Raw genomic sequence first — 19,767 nt, 5'->3', positions numbered from 1 at the left:
GTACCTGATACACGGCGCAAGCGTCACGTTCACCTGTCACCCGGATTGCATGCAAAAACGCCCCGATCTGTCGACCGAGGCGTTTTCGAGATTACAGTGCAGGTAAAAATGCGCGCATCAACCGGCTCTTCGCAGCAGCCAGACACCTGCCAGCGCACAGACACCGGCCGGCACCAGCACCGCAAACAGCGGCGAGAAACCGAACACCAGGCTGGAAGGGCCGAGCAAATCCTGGACAATACGGAAGGTGAAGCCCACCAGCACGCCAGTGAATACGCGCTGCCCCAGCGTTACCGAGCGCAGCGGGCCGAAGATGAAAGAGATCGCCATCAACACCAGCGCGGCCGTCACCAGCGGTTGCAACACCTTGACCCAAAATGCCAGCCAGTAGCGGCCGTTGCTCAGGCCTTGCTCAGCCAGGTAGTGGATATAGCCCCACAGGCCGCTGATCGACAACGATTCCGGCGCCATGACCACAGTGCTGAGCAATTGCGGGCTGAGCGACACGTCCCAACGCTCGGTCGGCGTGTTCACCACTTCGGTGCTGCGCTCGTGGAACATCGTGGTGGTCACGTCGGTCAGCTGCCAGTGATCGCCGTCGAACTCGGCTTTCTTCGAGAAGCTCGAACTCAGCAGATGCCGTTCCTTGTCGAAGTGGTAGCGGGTCACGCCATACAGCAGACCGTTCGGTTGCACGGCGTTGATGTGGATGAACTCCTCACCCTGACGGTGCCACATACCGTGCTTGGCACTTTGCGCATCACCGCTGCCTTGCGCCAGCGAGCGATTGGCCTGAGCCATGCTCTCGGTGGCCGGGGCGACGTATTCGCCGATCAGCACGCCGGCCAGCATCAGTACCAGCATCGGCTTCATGACGGCCCAGACGATGCGGCCAATCGATACGCCAGCGGCACGCATGACCGTCAGCTCACTGCTGCTGGCCAGACTGCCGAGGCCGATCAGGCAGCCGATCAATGCCGCCATCGGCAGCATTTCATAGAGTCGACGTGGCGCGGTCAGCAGAACGAAGCTGAGCACATCGAGCAGCGTGTAGGTATCGCTGACATCGCCCATTTCATCGATAAAGGCAAACAACGTCGCCAGGCCCAGAATGATCGCCAGCACGGCGATGATCGCCATGAACACGCTGCTGCCGATGTAGCGGTCGAGTTTAACCACGAGCCACCTCCAGCGCCGCGCGACGACTGGCCATTTTCAGGCGCAGAGGTTCCCAATAAAGCAGGCCGATGCCGATGATCAGGAAGATCGCATGCACCCACCACAAGCCGAGGGCCGGCGGGATCTTGCCTTTTTCAAGGGCGCCGCGGGCGGCAATCAGGATGGTCAGGTAAGCCATATAAAGAAGAATCGCCGGCAGCAGCTTGAGGAAACGCCCTTGACGCGGGTTCACGCGCGACAGCGGCACCGCCATCAGGGTCACGATAAACACCAGCAGCGGCAGGGACAGACGCCATTGCAGTTCGGTTCTGGAGCGGATGTCGTCGCTGCTCAGCAGCGCTGACGTCGGCATGGCGTCACGGTCGGTGACTTCTTCGCTGACATCCGGCTTGGGCAGCAGCACGCCATAGGTTTCGTAGTGAATGGCGCGGTAATCGGCCTGCCCCGGGCTGCCGTCATAGCGATAGCCGTTATCGAGAATCAGGTAGCGATTGCCGTCGGGACGCACTTCCTGACGCCCCTTCTCGGCCACCAGTACGGAAATCCCGCGGTCCTTCTGATTGGCGCCGAGGTTTTTCTGCGAGATGAATACACTGCCCAGATTGACGCGATCGTCACTCAGGGTTTCGGTGTACGTCACCCGGGTGCCGTCACGCAGTGCCTGGAAGCGGCCCGGCTCGAGGGTGTCGAATTCGGTCAGGGCATCCTGCTTGTTCAGCAGCAACTGAAACTGATTGGCGCCTTGCGGGGCCAGGCCGAGGCTCAGCCACGCCACCACCAGTGCCACCAGCGTTGCCGGAAACAGCGTCATGCGAAACAGCTTCTGCTGGCTCATGCCGGTCGCCGAAAGCACGGTCATTTCGCTTTCCAGGTACAGGCGACCGTATGCCAGCAGGATCCCGAGGAACAGGCCCAGCGGCAGAATCAGTTGCAGGAAACCCGGCAGGCGATAGCCCATGATCAGGAACAGCGAGCCCGGATCGAGCTGGCCGGCAGCGGCCTGAGCAAGGTATTTGATGAAGCGACCGCTCATGATGATGACCAGCAGCACAGCACTCACTGCGCTGAGGGTCAGCAGGACTTCGCGGGACAGATAACGGAAGACGATCAAACCAGACACTCCAGGGTTGTCAGGCTAAGGCGGCCAAACAAGCAAACACATCGACCGGCCCGCAACGCAGAGCCGTCGGAAAAAGATGCGGCATTATCCTGTGATTGAGGTCGCCTGTCACTGCGCACACTCATCCGTGCATGCAATACGTTGAAGATCGTACAACCGAGGGTTGTCAGGCGCGGGGAGCGAGGTTCAAACTGCGGCCCTTGTCGCAGGCTTTGGCCTGCGCCTCTTCTATCTATAAGCAGGCGACTGCGGACACCGTCGAACGCCTGCGTGTTGACCATTCATTCAGGGATCCGGACATGGAACTGGTTGTAAAAAGCGTTAGCCCAGAAACGTTGAAAACCGCCACCCTGGTGGTTGCCGTCGGCGAAGGCCGCAAGCTCGGGGTCGCGGCCAAACTGGTCGACGAGCTGAGCGGTGGCGCCATCAGCGCCGTACTCAAGCGTGGCGATCTGGCTGGCAAGGTCGGTCAAAGCCTGCTGTTGCACAGCCTGCCCAACCTCAAAGCCGAGCGCGTGCTGCTGATCGGCGTGGGCAAGGATGAAGAACTGGGCGACCGTCCGTTCCGCAAAATCGTTGCCGGCATCCTCAATACCCTGAAAGGCCTGAACGGCAGCGACGCCGTGCTGGCGCTGGATGAAATTATTGTTAAAAACCGCGACAGCTACGGCAAAACCCGTCTGCTGGCGGAAACTCTGGTGGACGGCGAATACACCTTCGACCAGTTCAAGAGCCAGAAAGCCGAACCGCGCGCGCTGAAGAAAATCACCCTGCTGACCATCAAGGCGGCGCAAGCCGAAGTGCAACGCGCGGTGAATCACGCCACCGCGATCGCCAACGGCATGGCGTTCACCCGTAACCTGGGCAACCTGCCGCCGAACATCTGCCACCCGACCTTCCTCGGCGAACAAGCCAAGGATCTGGGCAAAGAGTTCAAGGATCTGAAAGTCGAAGTCCTCGACGAGAAGAAGATCAAATCCCTCGGCATGGGCTCGTTCTACGCCGTCGGCCAGGGCAGCGCCCAACCACCGCGCCTGATCGTCATGCAATACAACGGCGGCAAGAAATCCGAGAAGCCATACGCACTGGTTGGTAAAGGCATCACCTTCGACACTGGCGGCATCAGCCTGAAACCGGGCGCCGGCATGGACGAAATGAAGTACGACATGGGCGGCGCCGCCTCCGTCTTCGGCACCCTGCGTGCCGTGCTTGAACTGAAGCTGCCGATCAACCTGGTGTGCATCCTCGCTTGCGCGGAAAACATGCCGAGCGGCAACGCTGCGCGTCCGGGCGACATCGTCACCACCATGAGCGGCCAGACCGTGGAAATCCTCAACACCGACGCCGAAGGCCGTCTGGTGCTGTGCGACGCGCTGACCTACTCCGAGCGCTTCAAGCCACAAGCAGTGATCGACATCGCCACCCTGACCGGCGCTTGCGTGGTTGCTCTGGGCGCGCACACCTCGGGCCTGCTGGGCAATAACGACGAACTGATCGGCCAACTGCTCAGCGCCGGCAAGGCAGCGGACGACCGCGCCTGGCAACTGCCGCTGTTCGATGAGTATCAAGAACAGCTCGACAGCCCGTTCGCCGACATCGCCAACATTGGCGGGCCGAAAGCCGGCACCATCACCGCGGCCTGCTTCCTGTCGCGCTTCACCAAGAACCTCAACTGGGCGCACCTGGACATCGCGGGCACCGCATGGACCAGCGGCGGCAAGGACAAAGGCGCCACCGGCCGTCCGGTGCCTCTGCTGACCCAATACCTGCTGGATCGCGCCAAAGCCTGAAACCGATGACTTGCGGCGGCGCCACTCTCCGGTGGCGCCGCTGGCAACTCAGGAACCGCAATGACCAAAGTCGACTTCTATATCCTGCCCAGCGCCGATCCTTCGGCTCGCCTGGATTTTGCCTGCAAGCTCACCGAGAAAGCCTGGCGCATGGGGCACCGTATCTACCTGCATTGCAGCGACGCGGCCCAGCGTGACGATCTCGATGCGCGCCTGTGGGCGTTCAAGGGTGAAACCTTCGTACCGCATGGTCCGGCTGACAGCGAACCTGATGGTTTGATTGTACTGGGCGTGGGCGATGACTGCGGCCAACACCAGGATTTGCTGGTCAACCTCGATTTGAAAGTCCCGGCCTTCGCTCACAAATTCGCCCGCGTGGCGGAAGTGGTGGTCGAAGACCCGACGATTCGAGCCGCTGCGCGGGACAGTTTTCGCTTCTACCGCGAACAGGGCTATCCTCTGCAAGATCACCGTTTACAGCGACTCTGAGCATTCCAATGGACACTCCGAAACCGCAGCAAAAGCCGACACACCTGCTGGACGATCTCGAATCGATCCGCCAGTTGCTCGGCGACGACAACCTGCAACCACCGCTGTTGACCGACACGGTCGATGAAGGTGAACAGGAACAGATTCCGATGTTGTTCGATCCTGTCGGCAGCGAGCCGCCGGCCGTCGAACCATCACCTGCGCCAGCGCCAATAGCTGCCGCGCCCGTGGCTAAAGGCCCGGACGCCTTGCTTCACCTCGACAGCGAACTGCGCGCCGCCGCGCAATTGATCATGCAAGACGTGATCGACGACTTCGCCCCGCACATCGAAACCGAGATCAAACGCCGCCTCGACGCGCGCATGGAACGCCTCCTCAGCCAATACGAGTAAACGCTCCTGTAGGAGCTGCCGAAGGCTGCGATCTTTTGATTTTGATTTTAAAAACAAGATCAAAAGATCGCAGCCTTCGGCAGCTCCTACATTTACGGCCTCAACCGGGGCCGCCCCGCTCGCCCTCGGCCCCATGCCCCGCTATACTCGTCGGCTTTTCCTGAATTAATGCCAATAGGGTCCCGCCGCGCATGGATAAGACCTACCAGCCGCACGCCATTGAAACTTCCTGGTACAACACCTGGGAGTCCGAGAACTACTTCGCCCCGCAAGGCGCGGGCGACTCCTACACCATCATGATCCCGCCGCCGAACGTCACCGGCAGCCTGCACATGGGTCACGGCTTCAACAACGCGATCATGGACGCCCTGATCCGCTTCCGCCGCATGCAGGGTCGCAACACCCTGTGGCAGCCGGGCACCGACCACGCCGGTATCGCCACGCAGATGCTGGTGGAGCGTCAACTCGAAGCCCAGGGCCAGAATCGCCACGATCTGGGCCGTGAAAAATTCCTCGAGAAAGTCTGGGAATGGAAGGATCAGTCCGGCGGCAACATCAGCCGTCAGATCCGCCGCCTCGGCTCGTCCGTCGACTGGAGCCGCGAGCGCTTCACCATGGACGACGGCCTCTCGGAAGCCGTTAAAGAAGCGTTCGTGCGCCTGCACGAAGACGGTCTGATCTATCGCGGCAAGCGTCTGGTCAACTGGGACACCAAACTGCACACGGCAATTTCCGACCTCGAAGTGGAAAACCACGACGACAAGGGTTTCCTGTGGAACCTGAAGTACCCGCTGGCCGACGGCGCGAAAACCGCTGAAGGCAACGACTTCCTGATCGTCGCGACCACCCGTCCGGAAACCATGCTCGGCGATTCCGCCGTCGCGGTGAACCCGAACGATGAGCGCTACAAATCCCTGATCGGCAAATTTGTCGAGCTGCCGCTGGTTGGCCGCCGCATTCCGATCATTGCCGACGATTATTGCGATCCTGAATTCGGCACCGGCTGCGTGAAAATCACCCCGGCCCACGATTTCAACGACTACGAAGTCGGCAAGCGCCACAACCTGCCGCTGCTGAACATCTTCGACAAGAATGCCAACGTGCTGCCGGCAGCGCAGGTGTTCAACCTCGACGGTACGCTGAACGACAGCATCGACGGCAAGATCCCGGCTGAATACGCCGGTCTTGAGCGTTTTGAAGCGCGCAAGCAGATCGTTGCCGCGTTCGACGCCGCCGGCCTGCTGGTCAGCGTCAACGACCACGCCCTGAAAGTGCCGAAGGGCGATCGCTCCGGCACCATCATCGAGCCGTGGCTGACCGACCAGTGGTACGTGTCGACCAAACCATTGGCCGAGCCTGCGATTGCTGCCGTTGAAGACGGTCGCATCCAGTTCGTGCCGAAGCAGTACGAAAACATGTACTTCTCGTGGATGCGCGACATCCAGGACTGGTGCATCAGCCGTCAGCTGTGGTGGGGCCACCGGATTCCGGCCTGGTACGACGAGTCGGGCAAAGTCTACGTCGGTCGCGACGAAGCCGAAGTGCGTGCCAAGCACAACCTCGGTCCGGACGTGGCGCTGCAACAGGACAACGACGTTCTCGACACCTGGTTCAGTTCGGGTCTGTGGACGTTCTCCACCCTGGGCTGGCCTGAGCAGACCGAGTTCCTGAAGAAATTCCACTCCACCGACGTGCTGGTGACGGGTTTCGACATCATTTTCTTCTGGGTTGCCCGGATGATCATGATGACCATGCACTTGATGAAGAACGAGGACGGCACGCCGCAGGTTCCGTTCAAGACCGTTTATGTGCACGGTCTGGTGCGTGATGGCCAGGGCCAGAAGATGTCCAAGTCCAAGGGCAACGTGCTCGACCCGCTGGACATCATCGACGGTATCGAGCTGGAAGACCTGGTGCAGAAACGCACTTCCGGCCTGATGCAGCCGAAACTGGCGAAGAAGATCGAGAAGCAGACCCGCGACGAGTTCGCCGACGGCATCGCCAGCTACGGCACCGACGCCCTGCGCTTCACCTTCTGCTCGCTGGCCTCGACCGGTCGCGACATCAAGTTCGACATGGGCCGCGTTGAAGGCTATCGCAACTTCTGCAACAAGATCTGGAACGCCGCACGCTACGTCCTGGACAAGGGCGAAGACTGCGGTCAGAACGGCGAAGCCTACGAGCTGTCGCTGGCGGATCGCTGGATCATCTCGCAGCTGCAACGCACCGAAGCCGAAGTGACCCGTCAACTCGACCAGTTCCGTTTCGACCTCGCCGCGCAAGCGCTGTACGAGTTCATCTGGAACCAATACTGCGACTGGTACCTGGAACTGTCCAAGCCAGTGCTGTGGGACGAGAACGCGCCGGTTGAACGTCAGCGCGGCACCCGCCGTACGCTGGTTCGCGTACTGGAAGTGGCATTGCGTCTGGCGCATCCGTTCATGCCGTTCATCACTGAAGAAATCTGGCAGCGCATCGCGCCGCTGGCCGGCATTCAGGGCAAGACGATCATGCTGCAGCCTTGGCCAGTGGCCAATGAAGAGCGCATCGATCCGGCCGCCGAGAACGACATCGAATGGCTGAAGGAACTGATGCTCGGCACGCGTAACATCCGTGGCGAAATGAACATCGGCCCGGGCAAGCCACTGCCGATCTACCTGAAGAACGTCAGCGCTGAAGACCAGCGCCGTCTGACCGAGAACGAAGCGCTGCTGAAGAAACTGGCGCGTCTGGAATCGATCACTGTTCTGAAGGCTGGTGAAGAAGCACCGTTGTCCGCTACCGCTCTGGTTGGCGAGATGGAAGTGCTGGTGCCGATGGCCGGTCTGATCGACAAGGACGCCGAGCTGGCGCGCCTGGACAAGGAAATCCTGCGTCTGCAGGGCGAAGTCCAGCGTGTCGGCGGCAAGCTGTCCAACGCCGGTTTCGTTGACAAGGCTCCGGCCGAAGTCATCGACAAAGAACGCGCCAAACTGGCCGAGGCGGAACAGGCCTTGGGCAAACTGGCCGAGCAGCACGCGCGGATTGCCAGCCTGTAACGGCAAATCGCACTGAAAAAGGGAGGCCCAAGTGGCCTCCCTTTTTCATTCCCGCCACACACTCCCCCCTGTAGGAGCTGCCGAAGGCTGCGATCTTTTGATGTTTTTTTAAATGCCAGATCAAAAGATCGCAGCCTGCGGCAGCTCCTACATGGGTTCGGCGCATAGCTCGTCAATGTGGGACAATACCCGCCACTTTCAGCCATACCCGAATCGACCACGCCCATGAACGCCCCCCGCACACCCAAACCTGCGCGCAAGAAGCCCGACTCCGCGACCCCGGCCAAGACCGTCGAACCGCGTGAAAAGGCCAGCCTGCACCCGCGCAATCGCCATCAGGGTCGTTACGACTTCCCGGCGCTGATCAAGACCACGCCGGAACTGGCGAAGTTCGTGATCATCAACCCGTACGGCAAGGAAAGCATCGACTTCGCCAGCCCCGACGCGGTGCGCGTGTTCAACCGGGCGCTGCTCAAGTCGTTTTATGGCATCCAGCACTGGGACATCCCGGCAGACTACCTCTGCCCGCCTGTTCCGGGCCGTGCCGATTACGTGCATTTCCTCGCTGACCTGCTCGCGAGCATGAACGACGGCAAAGTGCCGCGCGGCGCGATCGTCAACGTGCTCGATATCGGCATGGGCGCCAACTGCGTGTATCCGCTGATCGGCAACAGCGAATACCGCTGGCACTTCCTCGGCTCGGAAATCGACCCGACGGCCGTAGCCGCCGCCCGCGCCATCGTCCAGTCCAACGATCTGAACAAGGTTATCCAGCTGCGCCAGCAGGAAAACCGCAAGCACATCCTGATCGGCTTGCTGGAGCCGGGCGAGCGCTTTGACCTGACCATGTGCAACCCGCCGTTCCACGCCTCGATGGACGAAGCGACCAAGGGCAGCGAGCGCAAATGGCGCGCGCTGGGCCGTGCCGACCCAAAACGCAAACTGCCAGTGCTGAACTTCGGCGGCCAGTCGGCGGAGCTGTGGTGTGAAGGCGGTGAAGCGCGTTTCGTGACGCAATTGATCGCCGAGAGCGCAAACTTCCAGCACAAAGTGCTGTGGTTCAGCACGCTGGTGTCGAAAGCCTCGAACCTGCCAGCCATCGAAACCGCACTGAAAAAGGCCGGCGTGCTGGAAAGCCAGGTGGTGGAGATGTCCCAGGGGCAGAAGCAGAGCCGTTTCGTCGCCTGGACCTTCCAGACCAAGTCCGAACAGCAGATCTGGCGCCGCGAGCGCTGGGTGCGCTAACCCTGCTCGGCCCCGTGTAGGAGCTGCGGCACGCTGCGATCTTTTGATCTTGATTGATTTTTAAACACAAAATCAAAAGATCGCAGCGTGCCGCAGCTCCTACAGGGGTAACGCCTCAAATCGCAGGCACAAAAAAACCGTGCCCGGATCACTCCGGTGCACGGTTTTTTATTGCTGCGTCTTACTTGTTCACAGCGTCGGTCAGGCCTTTGGCCACAACCAGCTTGATCACTTTCTTCGCAGGGATTTCGATGGCAACGCCAGTCGAAGGGTTACGGCCAGTGCGGGCAGGACGCTCGGTCACTTTCAGCTTGCCGATACCTGGCAAGGTGATTTCGCCGCCGTTTTCCAGCTGATCGGCAACGATTTGGCCCAGTTGGTCCAGAGCGTTACGCGCGGTGGTTTTCGGCGCGTCGATAGCTTCAGCGATGTCGGCGATCAGTTGGTCTTTAGTAAGAGCCATGTAGTGTTCCTTCCCTATCAAATTCATATGGATTGCAGAGTGCAGTGTCAGCCATCGAGCCCGATCTTCTGGATCTGGCACCCTCGGCGATAACCACGACGAGTCGGGTTATAGATACCGAAATCAGGGTTTGGTTCGACCTGACAAATGCTGATTGCACGCTTAACGCAGTGACTTCGCGTAAGACCGGGCAAAACTAGCACAGAGACAAGGAAATATCCGCCTCTAGCTACCCATTTGGTCAGCTTTATTGCTCTAAATCGGTAAAAAACTGCATAAGCCCGCTCACACGCCCCGGTTTTGCCCTACACCCCCCCGTTTACGCTGCCGCCAACGCAGTTTCCCGTTTATGTAGGAGCTGCCGCAGGCTGCGATCTTTTGATCTGGCTTTTGAAAAAAACAAGATCAAAAGATCGCAGCCTTCGGCAGCTCCTACAGGGAGCCTCGGCTGGAGATTGCGGTACACTTAGCGCTTTTTCGGGGGAGCCTGCCCTCCTCCCTTCCACCAGCCGAGAAGCCCATGCCGATCCGTCATTGCATCGTCCACCTGATCGACAAAAAACCCGACGGCACGCCCGCTGTTCTGCACGCCCGTGACACGGAACTGGCTGAGTCTGCGGCCATCGAGAACATGCTCGCCGATCTCAACGAGAGCTATAACGCCAAACAGGGCAAGGCCTGGGGTCTGTTTCATCCGGAATCCGGTGCGTTCCCGTTCAGCGGCTGGCTGAAGGAATACATGGAGGGCGGCAAGGACTTCACCGCGTTCAGTAAAGTCGCGGTCGAGCACCTGCAAAAGCTGATGGAGGAGTCGAACCTGTCGGTCGGCGGCCACGTGCTGTTCGCCCACTATCAGCAAGGCATGACCGATTACCTCGCTATCGCCCTGCTGCACCACAGCGAAGGCGTGGCGGTGACCGACGAGCTCGACGTGACCCCGTCGCGTCACCTCGACCTCGGCCAGTTGCACCTGGCGGCGCGGATCAACGTCTCCGAGTGGCAGAACAACAAGCAGTCCAAGCAGTACATCTCGTTCATCAAGGGCAAAAACGGCAAAAAGGTTTCGGAGTACTTCCGCGACTTCATCGGCTGCCAGGAAGGCGTCGACGGCCCGGGCGAGACGCGCACGCTGCTCAAGGCGTTCAGTGATTTCGTCGAGAGCGAAGACCTGCCGGAAGAGTCCGCGCGCGAGAAGACCAAGACCCTGGTCGATTACGCCAGCAGTCAGGCCAAACTCGGCGAACCGATGGGCCTGGAAGAACTCTCCGAGCTGATCGACGAAGAGCGCCCGAAAGCCTTCTACGACCATATCCGCAACAAGGACTACGGCCTGTCGCCAGAGATTCCGGCGGACAAACGCACCCTGAACCAATTCCGCCGTTTCACCGGCCGCGCCGAAGGCCTGTCGATCAGCTTTGAAGCGCACCTGCTCGGCTCGAAGATCGAGTACGACGAAGAGGCTGGCACGTTGGTGATCAAGGGCCTGCCGACGTCGCTGACCGATCAGCTGAAGCGGCGCAACTGATGCTCGGCAATGTGCTGAAGAAGGTTGCTCTGGTTCTGCTGGTGGTTGTGGTCTATCAGAACTGGGGCAAGATCGAGCGGGTGTTCAATCCGTCGCAGATGGTTGCGGAGCAGACGCGGGCGCAGGCCAACGTCGTGCTCTACGCCACCGACTGGTGCGGCTACTGCAAGCAGACCAAGCGCTTTCTCGACAGCAAGGGGATTCCATTCAAGGAATTCGATATCGAGAAGGATGCCCAAGCGCGCAAGGCGTATGAGGCATTGGGTGGGCGCGGGATTCCGTTGATCGACGTCAACGGCACGTTGATTCGCGGGTTTGATCCGGACGAGATTCTCGCCGCTCTGAAATAACAGCAAGATCAAAAGATCGCAGCCTGCGGCAGCTCCTACATGAGACATGTGTAGGAGCTGCCGCAGGCTGCGATCTTTTGCTTTTAGCGAGCCTCGATGCGGAAACCGAAGCGCGGGAAGTGCACATGCACCACGCCGCCACGCTCGTCCTCGCGACGAACGATCAACTCTTCACTACCGGCAAACAGCAACTCACCGACCACCGGATCAACCCCGTAATCCGTCGCGGCGATTGCCACTTGCTGACCTGCCTTGAAACCGTTCGGGTCTATGAACTGCTCATCCGGCAATGCCGCCGGAGTCGCGTTACGCGCCACTTCCAACGCCTCTTCCGAAGTCATCGCACTCGCCGCGCCATGACCGAAGCCCAGTACTCGACTCAACCACGCCGAAACCGCCGGATACTCGTCCACCAGCGGTGCAGTCACGTGCGTGGCCTTGAGGAACCACATTGGATGCGCCAGCGCGAAGTCGGCAATCGACGGCTCGCCAAACAGGAAGTCGCCCTGCTCACGCTGCAGTTGCTGCTCCAGACGCGCCATGATCGTCGGCCATTGGTGCTTGGCCTGTTCGGCGGACAGACGTGTGGCGCTGCCACCCGAGAACAGCCCGGCACGGTCGGCGATAAAAGCCTTGATCGCTTCCGGCGGCAGCTTGGCGAAACGCACGGCGACCGACTCCGGCTGGAAAACCAGGCTCACCGCATGCTGGAACACCACCGAGTCAGCCCACGTGGCAAAACTGGCGGTGGTGAATTCCTGGCCTTCGGGGAAGAACGCCGGCAGCGCTTTTTCTTGTTCCAGACGACGCGCGATCAAAGAAGTGTCGCAATAGATATCAGCGCCGATCTGCAGCACCGGCGTTTTGCGGTAGCCACCGGTCAGCGCAGTCAGATCCGGTTTGGGCATCACTGGCGAGATGTGCACCGAGCGCCAGGACAAGCCTTTGAAACCCAGCAGCAGGCGGGCCTTCTCGGCAAATGGGGAGGTCGGGTAATGATGCAGAATCAACTCGGACATGCTCGGCTCCGCCGCTCAGTTAGTGTGCCGGCAGCTTAGCGTGCATTTGCTTAGCAGCCTACAGATCTGCCTGATGGGAACCCATCAGTCAGATTGATAAGACGCAACCAGGCATTCCTTGGCGCTCTTGCGCAGCTTTTTGATCAGCCGTTCCTGGCGCAAGGCATCGCTCTTGTCGCGGCACAGCTCGGTATAGACCAGCGCCATGGCCGGGCTGGAGAGGAAGAACCGCGCGCCTTTACCGCTCTGGTGCTTGGCAAAACGGCGCACCGGATCGTCACTGATCCCGCAATACAAAGAGCCATTGGCCGCGCGAACGAGGTAGACGAACCAGGATTTGCTCACCGGCTCGGCAACATCGATGGATTTTTCGCTCAGGCTGGTCACTTCGGGATCAGGACGTGTAGGAAACAGGCCGCGATCTTATCAGCGACTGGCCTGAAATGCCTTCAGTCCCTTCAATGCCTGCGCCCGCACGGCATTGCGTACCAGCGGCGTCCAACCGAGCAGCAGGCCTTTGAAACCCAGGGCCTGACGCGACCAGCGCCACAAATCGAAGTGGTCGTGGTGCTCGCAGATCTTGCCGTCACGGAAGACGAAACGGGCCTGGATATCGTTGACCACGACATTGCCGGTCTGGCTGAACAGGTAGGTCGCGACCCAATGGGCGCCGCCGCTGCGCTCATCGGCGCGAACGTTGTCGAAGGTCAGGGAGAAGTCTTTGGCCCGGGTGGTGAGCATGCGCCACATGTCGCCGGCATCGCGCCCGCGCAGTTCGCCGAAGGCCGGATCGCTGAACACCACGTCATCGGTATAGCAGGCAGCCATGGCCTCGGCATCCAGACGTTTGAAGGCTTCGTAGAACCGGGTGATCAACGCGGCGTGGGCTTCACTCATGGGCTATCTCCAAAAGAGGTACAGATTGCCAGCACGATAATCTGCAAACCGCAGAAACACTATCGGCATTCGCCCACCGAATACCAACAACACAAAAAACCCTGTAGGAGCTGCGGAACGCTGCGATCTTTTGATGTTGATTGACCAAGGATCAAGATCAAAAGATCGCAGCGTGCCGCAGCTCCTACAAGGGTCAGATTTTTTCGCTTTGCACTTGCACGTACAGTGCACGGCCGGCGCCGAGGCCGGCGATGATCGCGCCTGTGCCGATGATGCCAAAGATCCAGCCCACCGCATTCCAGCCACCGGTCCAGTCGTGCACGATGCCGACCGCGAACGGCCCCATCGACGCCAGCGTGTAGCCGAAACCCTGGGACATGCTCGACAGGTTCGCCGCAACGTGCGAATCCCGCGAACGCAACACGATCAGGGTCAACGCCAGGCTGAACGTACCGCCCTGCCCCAGACCCAGCAGAATCGCCCAGCCCCACAGCCCGTCGATTGGCGCGTACAGGCAACCGAACAAACCTGCGAGGGTCAATGCCATGACCACGACGATGGCCAGACGCTGATCTTTGCCGCGAGTCGCCAGCCACGGAGCCGCGAGCGAACTGGCGAGCTGGATGATCACCGAACCGGACAACACCAGACCCGCTTGAGTCGGCGTCAGCCCGCGACCGATGAGGATCGACGGCAACCAACCGAACACGATGTACGCCAGCGACGATTGCAGGCCCATGTACAACGTCACCTGCCAGGCCAGCGGATCACGCAACAGACCGCGCACGCGATAGGCAACGTTATGTGCGCCATGTTTCTGCCCGACCTGCGGCAACCAGAACAGCGCCGCAATCAGCGCCGGGATGACCCAGAAGCCCAGGCCGACTGCCCAGCTTCCGCCAAAATGCTCGCTCAATGGCACACTTGATCCCGCGGCCATCGCCGCGCCCAGACACAAGGCCATGGTGTAGACACCCGTCATGGTGCCCGCGTGTTTGGCGAAGTCGCGCTTGACGATGCCCGGCAGCAATACACCGACGATGCCGATACTGGCGCCGCCCAGCACGCTGCCAGCGAACAGGCCGATTTCACCGAAGTTACTGCGCAGGATGATCCCGCCAGCCAGTGTCAGCAGAATCCCCAGCACCACGCGCTCGGCACCGAAACGCCGCGCGAGGATTGGCGCAAGCGGGGCAAACAGCCCCAGGCAAAGTACCGGCAGCGTGGTCAGCAAACCGGCCTGAGCAGCGGACAGACCCAGACTTTTCGAGACGTCACTAAGCAGCGGCGCCATGCTCGACAGTGCCGGACGCAGGTTCAGTGCCACCAGAATCAGCCCCAACAGCAGCAGCCACGGACGGCGCACCAGCGGATGGCTTTGCTGGACTTGCTCGTCATCGGCCTCGGCGTCGATCAGCAGCTCTTCTAGTTCTGCCGTGCGTGTCGGCGCTGTGGTTATCTCGTTGCGGGACATGGATTTCTCGGTTTCAAGGTTCATTGATCAACTGCCTCGACAAGGCTTTGGCCCGTTCCGGGTCGCGTTGTTCGACCGCTTCGAGCAACTCGATGTGCAGGTCGAACACTTCCTGTCGGCGCGGGACGATGTTCAGGGTCTGGCGCAATTGCGCACCGACGACGCTGGAGAAATAGCCATACAACTCGCTGAGCGTCGGGTTGTGTGCGGCGTCGACCAAGCGGCGATGGAACACCAGATCGCAGGCGATGAAGGTATCGAGATCGCCGTGATAGTGGCTGCCGCTGGTGCCGAGCGCTTCACGCAATGCCGCGAGGTCTGCGTCGGTACGGCGTAATGCCGCTAGGCCGATCGCCTCGACTTCGAGGATGTGCCGGGTTTCCCGCGCTTGATCGAGCGAGCAACGCGACAGCGCTTTCAGCGTGTCGAGCGGATCGACCACCGCGCGCAAGTAACTGCCATCGCCCTGGCGAATTTCGATCAATCCGGAAAAGGCCAATACGCGCATGGCTTCACGCACGGTGTTGCGGCTGATGCCCAGCTCGGCGCACAGCTCGGGCTCGGTCGGCAATCGCTCGCCAACCTGCCAGGCGCCGCTGTTGATGCGCTGGCGAAGCTGATCCAGGGCCTGATCAACCAGGGATCGTTTGATGAGTGGAGAAATGTCTGACATAGAGTTCGCCCTTTCATCCAATCATAGGATGAATTTTCCGACATGTTAGTCAGACCCATGTAGGACGGCAACCACCTAGGGTCAAAAGGCGACACATGGAGCAGTATTTTCGATTGGTCAAAATTACCCTTTAAGGGTAATTTCAAGGACAGGGTTTTGGTTTCTTATGGAGAAGAACACGCCCCATTACGACTTGGCGGTGATCAAGGTGGATGTCGTGCGACGCGGCAAAGAAGCCTTCACCCGACGCGCGTTGGAGATTGGCAGGGAAATGGGCATGTCATATGAATCAATGATGCATATCGTCTGCTCGCTTGAGCGGCGCATGCTTTACAAATCCATGACGTCCTACTCCAACCATCGCAACTGGCATGACGTTTATCACACCTCGTTTCGTGGTTTGGAGATTTACATCAAAGTGACTTACTGCTCTAGCGGTGGGCCCCCGGTAATCTCCTTCAAGGAGAAAAACACATGAGCAAAAAACCGTGCATCAGTTGCGGCACAGAAGACGGAATGAGTCATTTTCGAAGTCGCAGTCTCACCGTCAATTACAAACAGTTTTCGCGGCTCGTGCACAATCTTGCCGGTTGGGAGTGCAGGGTGTGCGGTGAAATCATTTTTGACAAGGACACCGACAGCGCTGAACGCTACGTGGACGCCGGGGATCGTTTGCTCGAAGACTCCCTTCGACTTATTGGCGCCGAGATGAAACGCATCCGACTTAAGCTTCATCTCACACAAAGGAACGCGGTGAAGTTGTTATCGGGTGGAGGACACAATGCATTTTCACGCTACGAGCGGGGCGAGCTTTCTCCTCCTCAACCGCTGCTCACCTTGATGCAACTACTGGATCGCCATCCGCATTTGCTGGCCGACGTACAGACAGTCAATCAAGGTAACGATCTCAAGCAGCTAATGGCTGCGCGTTACCCAGAACAGGAACCTGTATTGACCTCCTGACACCGGACAAAATAAACCCGGAACTCAATCCGGGTTTATTTCAGCGCCTGGAGTCGATCAATGCAAAATCTGACTCAAGAACAACTTCGTCCGCTCATTCTGCGGGTTATCGAAGAAGTCATTCGGCGCTGCCTGCTCGACGATCTCGCCCTTGTCCATGAAGATCACGCGATTGGCCACGGTGCGGGCGAAGCCCATTTCGTGGGTTACGCAGAGCATGGTCATGCCGTCTTCAGCCAAGCCGATCATGGTGTCCAGAACCTCTTTCACCATCTCCGGATCGAGCGCTGAAGTCGGTTCATCGAACAGCATGATTTTCGGCTTCATGCACAGGGCGCGGGCAATCGCCACACGCTGCTGCTGACCGCCGGACAGTTGCCCCGGGAATTTGTGCGCCTGCTCCGGAATGCGTACGCGCTCCAGGTAATGCATGGCGATTTCCTCGGCCTTGCGCTTGGGCATCTTGCGTACCCACATCGGCGCCAGGGTGCAGTTCTGCAGAATGGTCAGGTGCGGGAACAGGTTGAAGTGCTGGAACACCATGCCGACTTCACGGCGGATCGCTTCGATCTGCTTGAGGTCGTTGGTCAGTTCCACGCCATCGACAACGATGCGGCCCTGCTGGTGTTCTTCCAGACGATTGAGGCAGCGAATCGTCGTCGATTTGCCGGAACCTGACGGGCCGCACAGAACGATACGCTCGCCCTGTTTGACGTTGAGGTTGATGTCTTTGAGCACGTGGAACTGGCCGTACCACTTGTTGACGCCCTGCATCTGAATAATGCCTTCAGGACCCACAGGCTTTTTGATTGCTTCACTCATTTACAGAACTCCTAACGCTTGTGGCCAGTGTCGAGCTTGCGTTCCAGATGCATGGAATAGCGCGACATACCAAAACAGAAAATCCAGAACACCAGGGCGGCGAACACGTAGCCTTCGGTGGCCATGCCCAGCCATTTCGGATCGGCAGCGGCTTGCTTGACGCTGTTGAGCAGGTCAAAGAGGCCGATGATGATCACAAGGCTGGTGTCCTTGAACAGCGCAATGAAGGTGTTGACGATGCCGGGGATCACCAGCTTCAGGGCTTGCGGCAGAATCACCAGGCCCATCGAACGCCAGTAACCGAGGCCCATCGCTGCGGCCGCTTCGTATTGCCCTTTGGGGATCGCTTGCAGACCGCCGCGCACCACTTCGGCGACATACGCCGACTGGAACAGGATCACCCCGATCAACGCCCGCAGCAGCTTGTCGAAGTTCATGCCTTCAGGCAGGAACAGCGGCAGCATCACCGAAGACATGAACAGCACAGTGATCAACGGCACGCCGCGCCAGAACTCGATGAAGGTCACGCAGACCACCCGAATCGCCGGCATGTTCGAACGACGCCCCAGCGCCAGGACAATCCCCAACGGCAACGCACCGGCGATGCCGACAGTGGCGATTACCAGGGTCAGCATCAGGCCGCCCCACTGGCTGGTCGCCACTTGGGTCAGGCCGAAACCACCGTGCAACAGGGTGAAGGCGATGATCGGGTACAGCACCAGAAAGCTCAGCCCGTAGATCGCTTTATGCGGTACGCGCGAGATGAACAATGGCGCCGCACCGAGGACCGCCAGCCACACGGTCAGGTCGACGCGCCAGCGCAGTTCCGGCGGGTAGTAGCCGTACATGAACTGGCCGAAACGCTGCTGAATGAACACCCAGCAGGCGCCGTCCTTGGTGCAGTCGGCGCGGGTGGTGCCGACCCAGTTGGCGTCGAGAATGGCCCAGCTGAGGATCGGTGGCACAACGAGATAAATCAGATAGAACGCAAACAGTGTCAGCAAGGTGTTGAGCCAGCTGGAAAACATGTTCGCGCGCATCCACGCCACCACGCCGATACTGCTGTTCGGTGGGGGCATGTCGGGTTTGAAAGTATGAGTACTCATGCGCTTTTCCTTACCGCTCGATCAGCGCAATGCGCTTGTTGTACCAGTTCATCAGCAGGGAAATGCTGATACTGATCGCCAGGTACACGCTCATGGTGATGGCTATGACTTCGATGGCCTGCCCGGTCTGGTTGAGCACGGTGCCGGCGAACAGCGAAACCATTTCCGGATAACCGATACCGGCCGCCAGCGAGGAGTTCTTCGCCAGGTTGAGGTATTGGCTGGTCAGCGGCGGAATGATCACGCGCAGGGCTTGCGGAATGATCACCTTGCGCAGAGTCGGGCCGTTGCGCAGGCCGAGCGAACGCGCCGCTTCGGTCTGGCCATGGCTGACCGACTTGATCCCCGAACGTACGATCTCGGCGATAAACGCTGCGGTGTACACGGTCAGGGCCAGGGTCAAGGCAAGCAGCTCCGGGATCAGCACCCAGCCGCCGACGAAGTTGAAGCCCTGCAACTTGGGCATTTCCCAGTGCAGCGGAGCGCCGAAAATCAACGCGCACAAGCTTGGAATCACCAGCAGAATTGCCAGGCCCACCCAGAACTTGTGGAACGGCACACCGGTTTCTTCAAAGCGCTTGGTTGCCCAGCGGTTCATCAGCACGATGCCGATGATCGCCACCACAACACTGATCGCGAACGCCCAGAAACCGTCAGCCATCAGCGCGGCCGGCATGTTCAGGCCACGGCTGCTGACGAAGAAGGTGTCGCCGAAGTTGTGACTGTTGCGCGGCCCCGGCATGGTCAGGAACACCGCGAAGTACCAGAACAGGATTTGCAGCAGCGGCGGAATGTTGCGGAAGACTTCCACGTACACCGTCGCCAGCTTGCTGATGATCCAGTTCTGCGACAGCCGGGCGACACCGATGATGAAGCCGAGGATTGTCGCCAGGATCACGCCGATGACCGTCACCAGCAAGGTGTTGAGCAGACCGATGACAAAGACGCGGGCATAACTGTCCGCTTCGGTGTAGTCGATCAGGTGTTGAGCGATGCCGAAGCCGGCACTGCGCTCGAGAAAACTGAAGCCGGAAGTGATGCCCCGGTGCTGCAGGTTGGTTTGGGTGTTGTCGAACAGGTACCAGCCCATCGAGACCACCGCGACAACGGTGATGATCTGGAATAGCCACGCACGCACTCGTGGATCGCTGAGGCTGAGCCTCTGCTTTGGTGCGCCGATTGAATTTTGCATGAAGTGCCCCGCAAGAAATGGAACAGAACA

Annotated in this window: 20 protein-coding genes; 9 read left to right on the top strand and 11 right to left on the bottom strand. The window is 59.7% G+C overall.

Translation table 11 applies throughout. From position 1 onward, the window contains the following. Nucleotides 1-117: 117 nt before the first annotated feature. Together lptG and lptF are read right to left on the bottom strand one after the other, a co-directional pair. Nucleotides 118-1,179: an LPS export ABC transporter permease LptG gene (gene lptG, locus C2E19_RS06465; protein ID WP_129389537.1), complete on the bottom strand. Its 1,062-nt coding sequence runs from the start codon at nucleotides 1,177-1,179 to the stop codon at nucleotides 118-120. Beyond that, a complete protein-coding gene (gene lptF / locus C2E19_RS06460) occupies nucleotides 1,172-2,290 on the bottom strand; it encodes an LPS export ABC transporter permease LptF (protein ID WP_129389535.1) in 1,119 nt (372 codons plus the stop codon). The genes lptG and lptF overlap by 8 nt, the downstream gene beginning before the upstream one ends. Before the next feature lie 308 nt (nucleotides 2,291-2,598). Here lptF and C2E19_RS06455 point away from each other — a divergent pair, with 308 nt between their 5' ends. The 5 genes from C2E19_RS06455 to rlmF all read left to right on the top strand — a co-directional run bounded on the left by C2E19_RS06455 (nucleotide 2,599) and on the right by rlmF (nucleotide 9,253). Further along, the gene (locus tag C2E19_RS06455; protein ID WP_129389531.1) at nucleotides 2,599-4,089 is read left to right on the top strand and encodes a leucyl aminopeptidase; all 1,491 of its coding nucleotides are present in this window, start codon (nucleotides 2,599-2,601) and stop codon (nucleotides 4,087-4,089) included. A 60-nt stretch (nucleotides 4,090-4,149) separates the two neighbouring features. Beyond that, nucleotides 4,150-4,578, top strand: coding sequence for a DNA polymerase III subunit chi (locus C2E19_RS06450; protein ID WP_129389528.1), 429 nt, complete (start codon nucleotides 4,150-4,152; stop codon nucleotides 4,576-4,578). Between the two features lie 8 nt (nucleotides 4,579-4,586). Next, nucleotides 4,587-4,970 carry a DNA polymerase III subunit chi gene (locus C2E19_RS06445; protein WP_129389525.1) on the top strand — a complete coding sequence of 128 codons (384 nt, stop codon included), beginning with the start codon at nucleotides 4,587-4,589 and terminating at the stop codon, nucleotides 4,968-4,970. Between the two features lie 191 nt (nucleotides 4,971-5,161). Further along, nucleotides 5,162-8,008: a valine--tRNA ligase gene (locus C2E19_RS06440; RefSeq protein ID WP_129389522.1), complete on the top strand. Its 2,847-nt coding sequence runs from the start codon at nucleotides 5,162-5,164 to the stop codon at nucleotides 8,006-8,008. A gap of 225 nt (nucleotides 8,009-8,233) precedes the next feature. Further along, a complete protein-coding gene (gene rlmF, locus C2E19_RS06435; protein ID WP_129389519.1) occupies nucleotides 8,234-9,253 on the top strand; it encodes a 23S rRNA (adenine(1618)-N(6))-methyltransferase RlmF in 1,020 nt (339 codons plus the stop codon). Between the two features lie 181 nt (nucleotides 9,254-9,434). Here rlmF and C2E19_RS06430 read toward each other — a convergent pair whose 3' ends face one another. Then, entirely contained in the window at nucleotides 9,435-9,716 is a 282-nt protein-coding gene (locus C2E19_RS06430) for an HU family DNA-binding protein (protein WP_129389516.1), read from the bottom strand. 520 nt (nucleotides 9,717-10,236) lie between these two features. Here C2E19_RS06430 and yejK point away from each other — a divergent pair. Together yejK and C2E19_RS06420 are read left to right on the top strand one after the other, a co-directional pair. Next, the gene (gene yejK / locus C2E19_RS06425; protein WP_007909053.1) at nucleotides 10,237-11,241 is read left to right on the top strand and encodes a nucleoid-associated protein YejK; all 1,005 of its coding nucleotides are present in this window, start codon (nucleotides 10,237-10,239) and stop codon (nucleotides 11,239-11,241) included. Continuing rightward, nucleotides 11,241-11,591 (top strand): glutaredoxin family protein, encoded by a 351-nt coding sequence (locus C2E19_RS06420; RefSeq protein WP_129389513.1) that lies wholly within the window; start codon nucleotides 11,241-11,243, stop codon nucleotides 11,589-11,591. Before yejK ends, C2E19_RS06420 begins: the two co-directional genes overlap by 1 nt. Before the next feature lie 83 nt (nucleotides 11,592-11,674). Here C2E19_RS06420 and C2E19_RS06415 read toward each other — a convergent pair whose 3' ends face one another. The 5 genes from C2E19_RS06415 to C2E19_RS06395 all read right to left on the bottom strand — a co-directional run bounded on the left by C2E19_RS06415 (nucleotide 11,675) and on the right by C2E19_RS06395 (nucleotide 15,654). Continuing rightward, nucleotides 11,675-12,610, bottom strand: coding sequence for a glutathione S-transferase family protein (locus C2E19_RS06415; RefSeq protein ID WP_129389509.1), 936 nt, complete (start codon nucleotides 12,608-12,610; stop codon nucleotides 11,675-11,677). A gap of 84 nt (nucleotides 12,611-12,694) precedes the next feature. Further along, nucleotides 12,695-12,997, bottom strand: a complete 303-nt coding sequence (locus C2E19_RS06410) for a GIY-YIG nuclease family protein (RefSeq protein WP_129389506.1) — start codon at nucleotides 12,995-12,997, stop codon at nucleotides 12,695-12,697. Nucleotides 12,998-13,036: 39 nt separating this feature from the next. Next, nucleotides 13,037-13,507 (bottom strand): nuclear transport factor 2 family protein, encoded by a 471-nt coding sequence (locus tag C2E19_RS06405; RefSeq protein WP_129389503.1) that lies wholly within the window; start codon nucleotides 13,505-13,507, stop codon nucleotides 13,037-13,039. 193 nt (nucleotides 13,508-13,700) lie between these two features. Further along, the gene (locus C2E19_RS06400) at nucleotides 13,701-15,005 is read right to left on the bottom strand and encodes a CynX/NimT family MFS transporter (RefSeq protein WP_129389499.1); all 1,305 of its coding nucleotides are present in this window, start codon (nucleotides 15,003-15,005) and stop codon (nucleotides 13,701-13,703) included. After that, entirely contained in the window at nucleotides 14,995-15,654 is a 660-nt protein-coding gene (locus C2E19_RS06395) for a FadR/GntR family transcriptional regulator (RefSeq protein WP_129389496.1), read from the bottom strand. Before C2E19_RS06395 ends, C2E19_RS06400 begins: the two co-directional genes overlap by 11 nt. Nucleotides 15,655-15,820: 166 nt before the next feature. Between C2E19_RS06395 and C2E19_RS06390 the strand changes: the two genes are divergently transcribed. After that, the gene (locus C2E19_RS06390; RefSeq protein WP_129389493.1) at nucleotides 15,821-16,132 is read left to right on the top strand and encodes a type II toxin-antitoxin system MqsR family toxin; all 312 of its coding nucleotides are present in this window, start codon (nucleotides 15,821-15,823) and stop codon (nucleotides 16,130-16,132) included. Beyond that, nucleotides 16,129-16,617 carry a type II toxin-antitoxin system MqsA family antitoxin gene (locus C2E19_RS06385; protein ID WP_129389490.1) on the top strand — a complete coding sequence of 163 codons (489 nt, stop codon included), beginning with the start codon at nucleotides 16,129-16,131 and terminating at the stop codon, nucleotides 16,615-16,617. Before C2E19_RS06390 ends, C2E19_RS06385 begins: the two co-directional genes overlap by 4 nt. Nucleotides 16,618-16,674: 57 nt before the next feature. Here C2E19_RS06385 and C2E19_RS06380 read toward each other — a convergent pair whose 3' ends face one another. From C2E19_RS06380 to C2E19_RS06370, 3 genes are read right to left on the bottom strand one after another with little or no spacing between them, the layout of a single operon-like run. Further along, nucleotides 16,675-17,439 (bottom strand): amino acid ABC transporter ATP-binding protein, encoded by a 765-nt coding sequence (locus C2E19_RS06380; RefSeq protein ID WP_008080191.1) that lies wholly within the window; start codon nucleotides 17,437-17,439, stop codon nucleotides 16,675-16,677. Between the two features lie 11 nt (nucleotides 17,440-17,450). Further along, complete coding sequence (locus C2E19_RS06375; RefSeq protein WP_129389487.1) at nucleotides 17,451-18,545, bottom strand: amino acid ABC transporter permease; 1,095 nt, start codon at nucleotides 18,543-18,545, stop codon at nucleotides 17,451-17,453. A gap of 10 nt (nucleotides 18,546-18,555) precedes the next feature. Further along, nucleotides 18,556-19,737, bottom strand: a complete 1,182-nt coding sequence (locus C2E19_RS06370; protein WP_129389484.1) for an amino acid ABC transporter permease — start codon at nucleotides 19,735-19,737, stop codon at nucleotides 18,556-18,558. Between the last annotated feature and the right edge of the window lie 30 nt (nucleotides 19,738-19,767).

Source organism: Pseudomonas sp. DTU12.3, assembly GCF_004124275.1.
GTDB classification, from domain to species: domain Bacteria; phylum Pseudomonadota; class Gammaproteobacteria; order Pseudomonadales; family Pseudomonadaceae; genus Aquipseudomonas; species Aquipseudomonas helmanticensis.
This window is presented reverse-complemented; position numbering and strand designations above follow the sequence as displayed.

Coding starts and splice junctions, on each gene's coding strand:
- C2E19_RS06455 (WP_129389531.1), top strand. CDS start 2,599: ATGGAACTGGTTGTAAAAAGCGTTAGCCCAGAAACGTTGAAAACCGCC.
- C2E19_RS06450 (WP_129389528.1), top strand. CDS start 4,150: ATGACCAAAGTCGACTTCTATATCCTGCCCAGCGCCGATCCTTCGGCT.
- C2E19_RS06445 (WP_129389525.1), top strand. CDS start 4,587: ATGGACACTCCGAAACCGCAGCAAAAGCCGACACACCTGCTGGACGAT.
- C2E19_RS06440 (WP_129389522.1), top strand. CDS start 5,162: ATGGATAAGACCTACCAGCCGCACGCCATTGAAACTTCCTGGTACAAC.
- rlmF (WP_129389519.1), top strand. CDS start 8,234: ATGAACGCCCCCCGCACACCCAAACCTGCGCGCAAGAAGCCCGACTCC.
- C2E19_RS06430 (WP_129389516.1), bottom strand. CDS start 9,716: ATGGCTCTTACTAAAGACCAACTGATCGCCGACATCGCTGAAGCTATC.
- yejK (WP_007909053.1), top strand. CDS start 10,237: ATGCCGATCCGTCATTGCATCGTCCACCTGATCGACAAAAAACCCGAC.
- C2E19_RS06420 (WP_129389513.1), top strand. CDS start 11,241: ATGCTCGGCAATGTGCTGAAGAAGGTTGCTCTGGTTCTGCTGGTGGTT.
- C2E19_RS06415 (WP_129389509.1), bottom strand. CDS start 12,610: ATGTCCGAGTTGATTCTGCATCATTACCCGACCTCCCCATTTGCCGAG.
- C2E19_RS06405 (WP_129389503.1), bottom strand. CDS start 13,507: ATGAGTGAAGCCCACGCCGCGTTGATCACCCGGTTCTACGAAGCCTTC.
- C2E19_RS06400 (WP_129389499.1), bottom strand. CDS start 15,005: ATGAACCTTGAAACCGAGAAATCCATGTCCCGCAACGAGATAACCACA.
- C2E19_RS06395 (WP_129389496.1), bottom strand. CDS start 15,654: ATGTCAGACATTTCTCCACTCATCAAACGATCCCTGGTTGATCAGGCC.
- C2E19_RS06390 (WP_129389493.1), top strand. CDS start 15,821: ATGGAGAAGAACACGCCCCATTACGACTTGGCGGTGATCAAGGTGGAT.
- C2E19_RS06385 (WP_129389490.1), top strand. CDS start 16,129: ATGAGCAAAAAACCGTGCATCAGTTGCGGCACAGAAGACGGAATGAGT.
- C2E19_RS06380 (WP_008080191.1), bottom strand. CDS start 17,439: ATGAGTGAAGCAATCAAAAAGCCTGTGGGTCCTGAAGGCATTATTCAG.
- C2E19_RS06375 (WP_129389487.1), bottom strand. CDS start 18,545: ATGAGTACTCATACTTTCAAACCCGACATGCCCCCACCGAACAGCAGT.
- C2E19_RS06370 (WP_129389484.1), bottom strand. CDS start 19,737: ATGCAAAATTCAATCGGCGCACCAAAGCAGAGGCTCAGCCTCAGCGAT.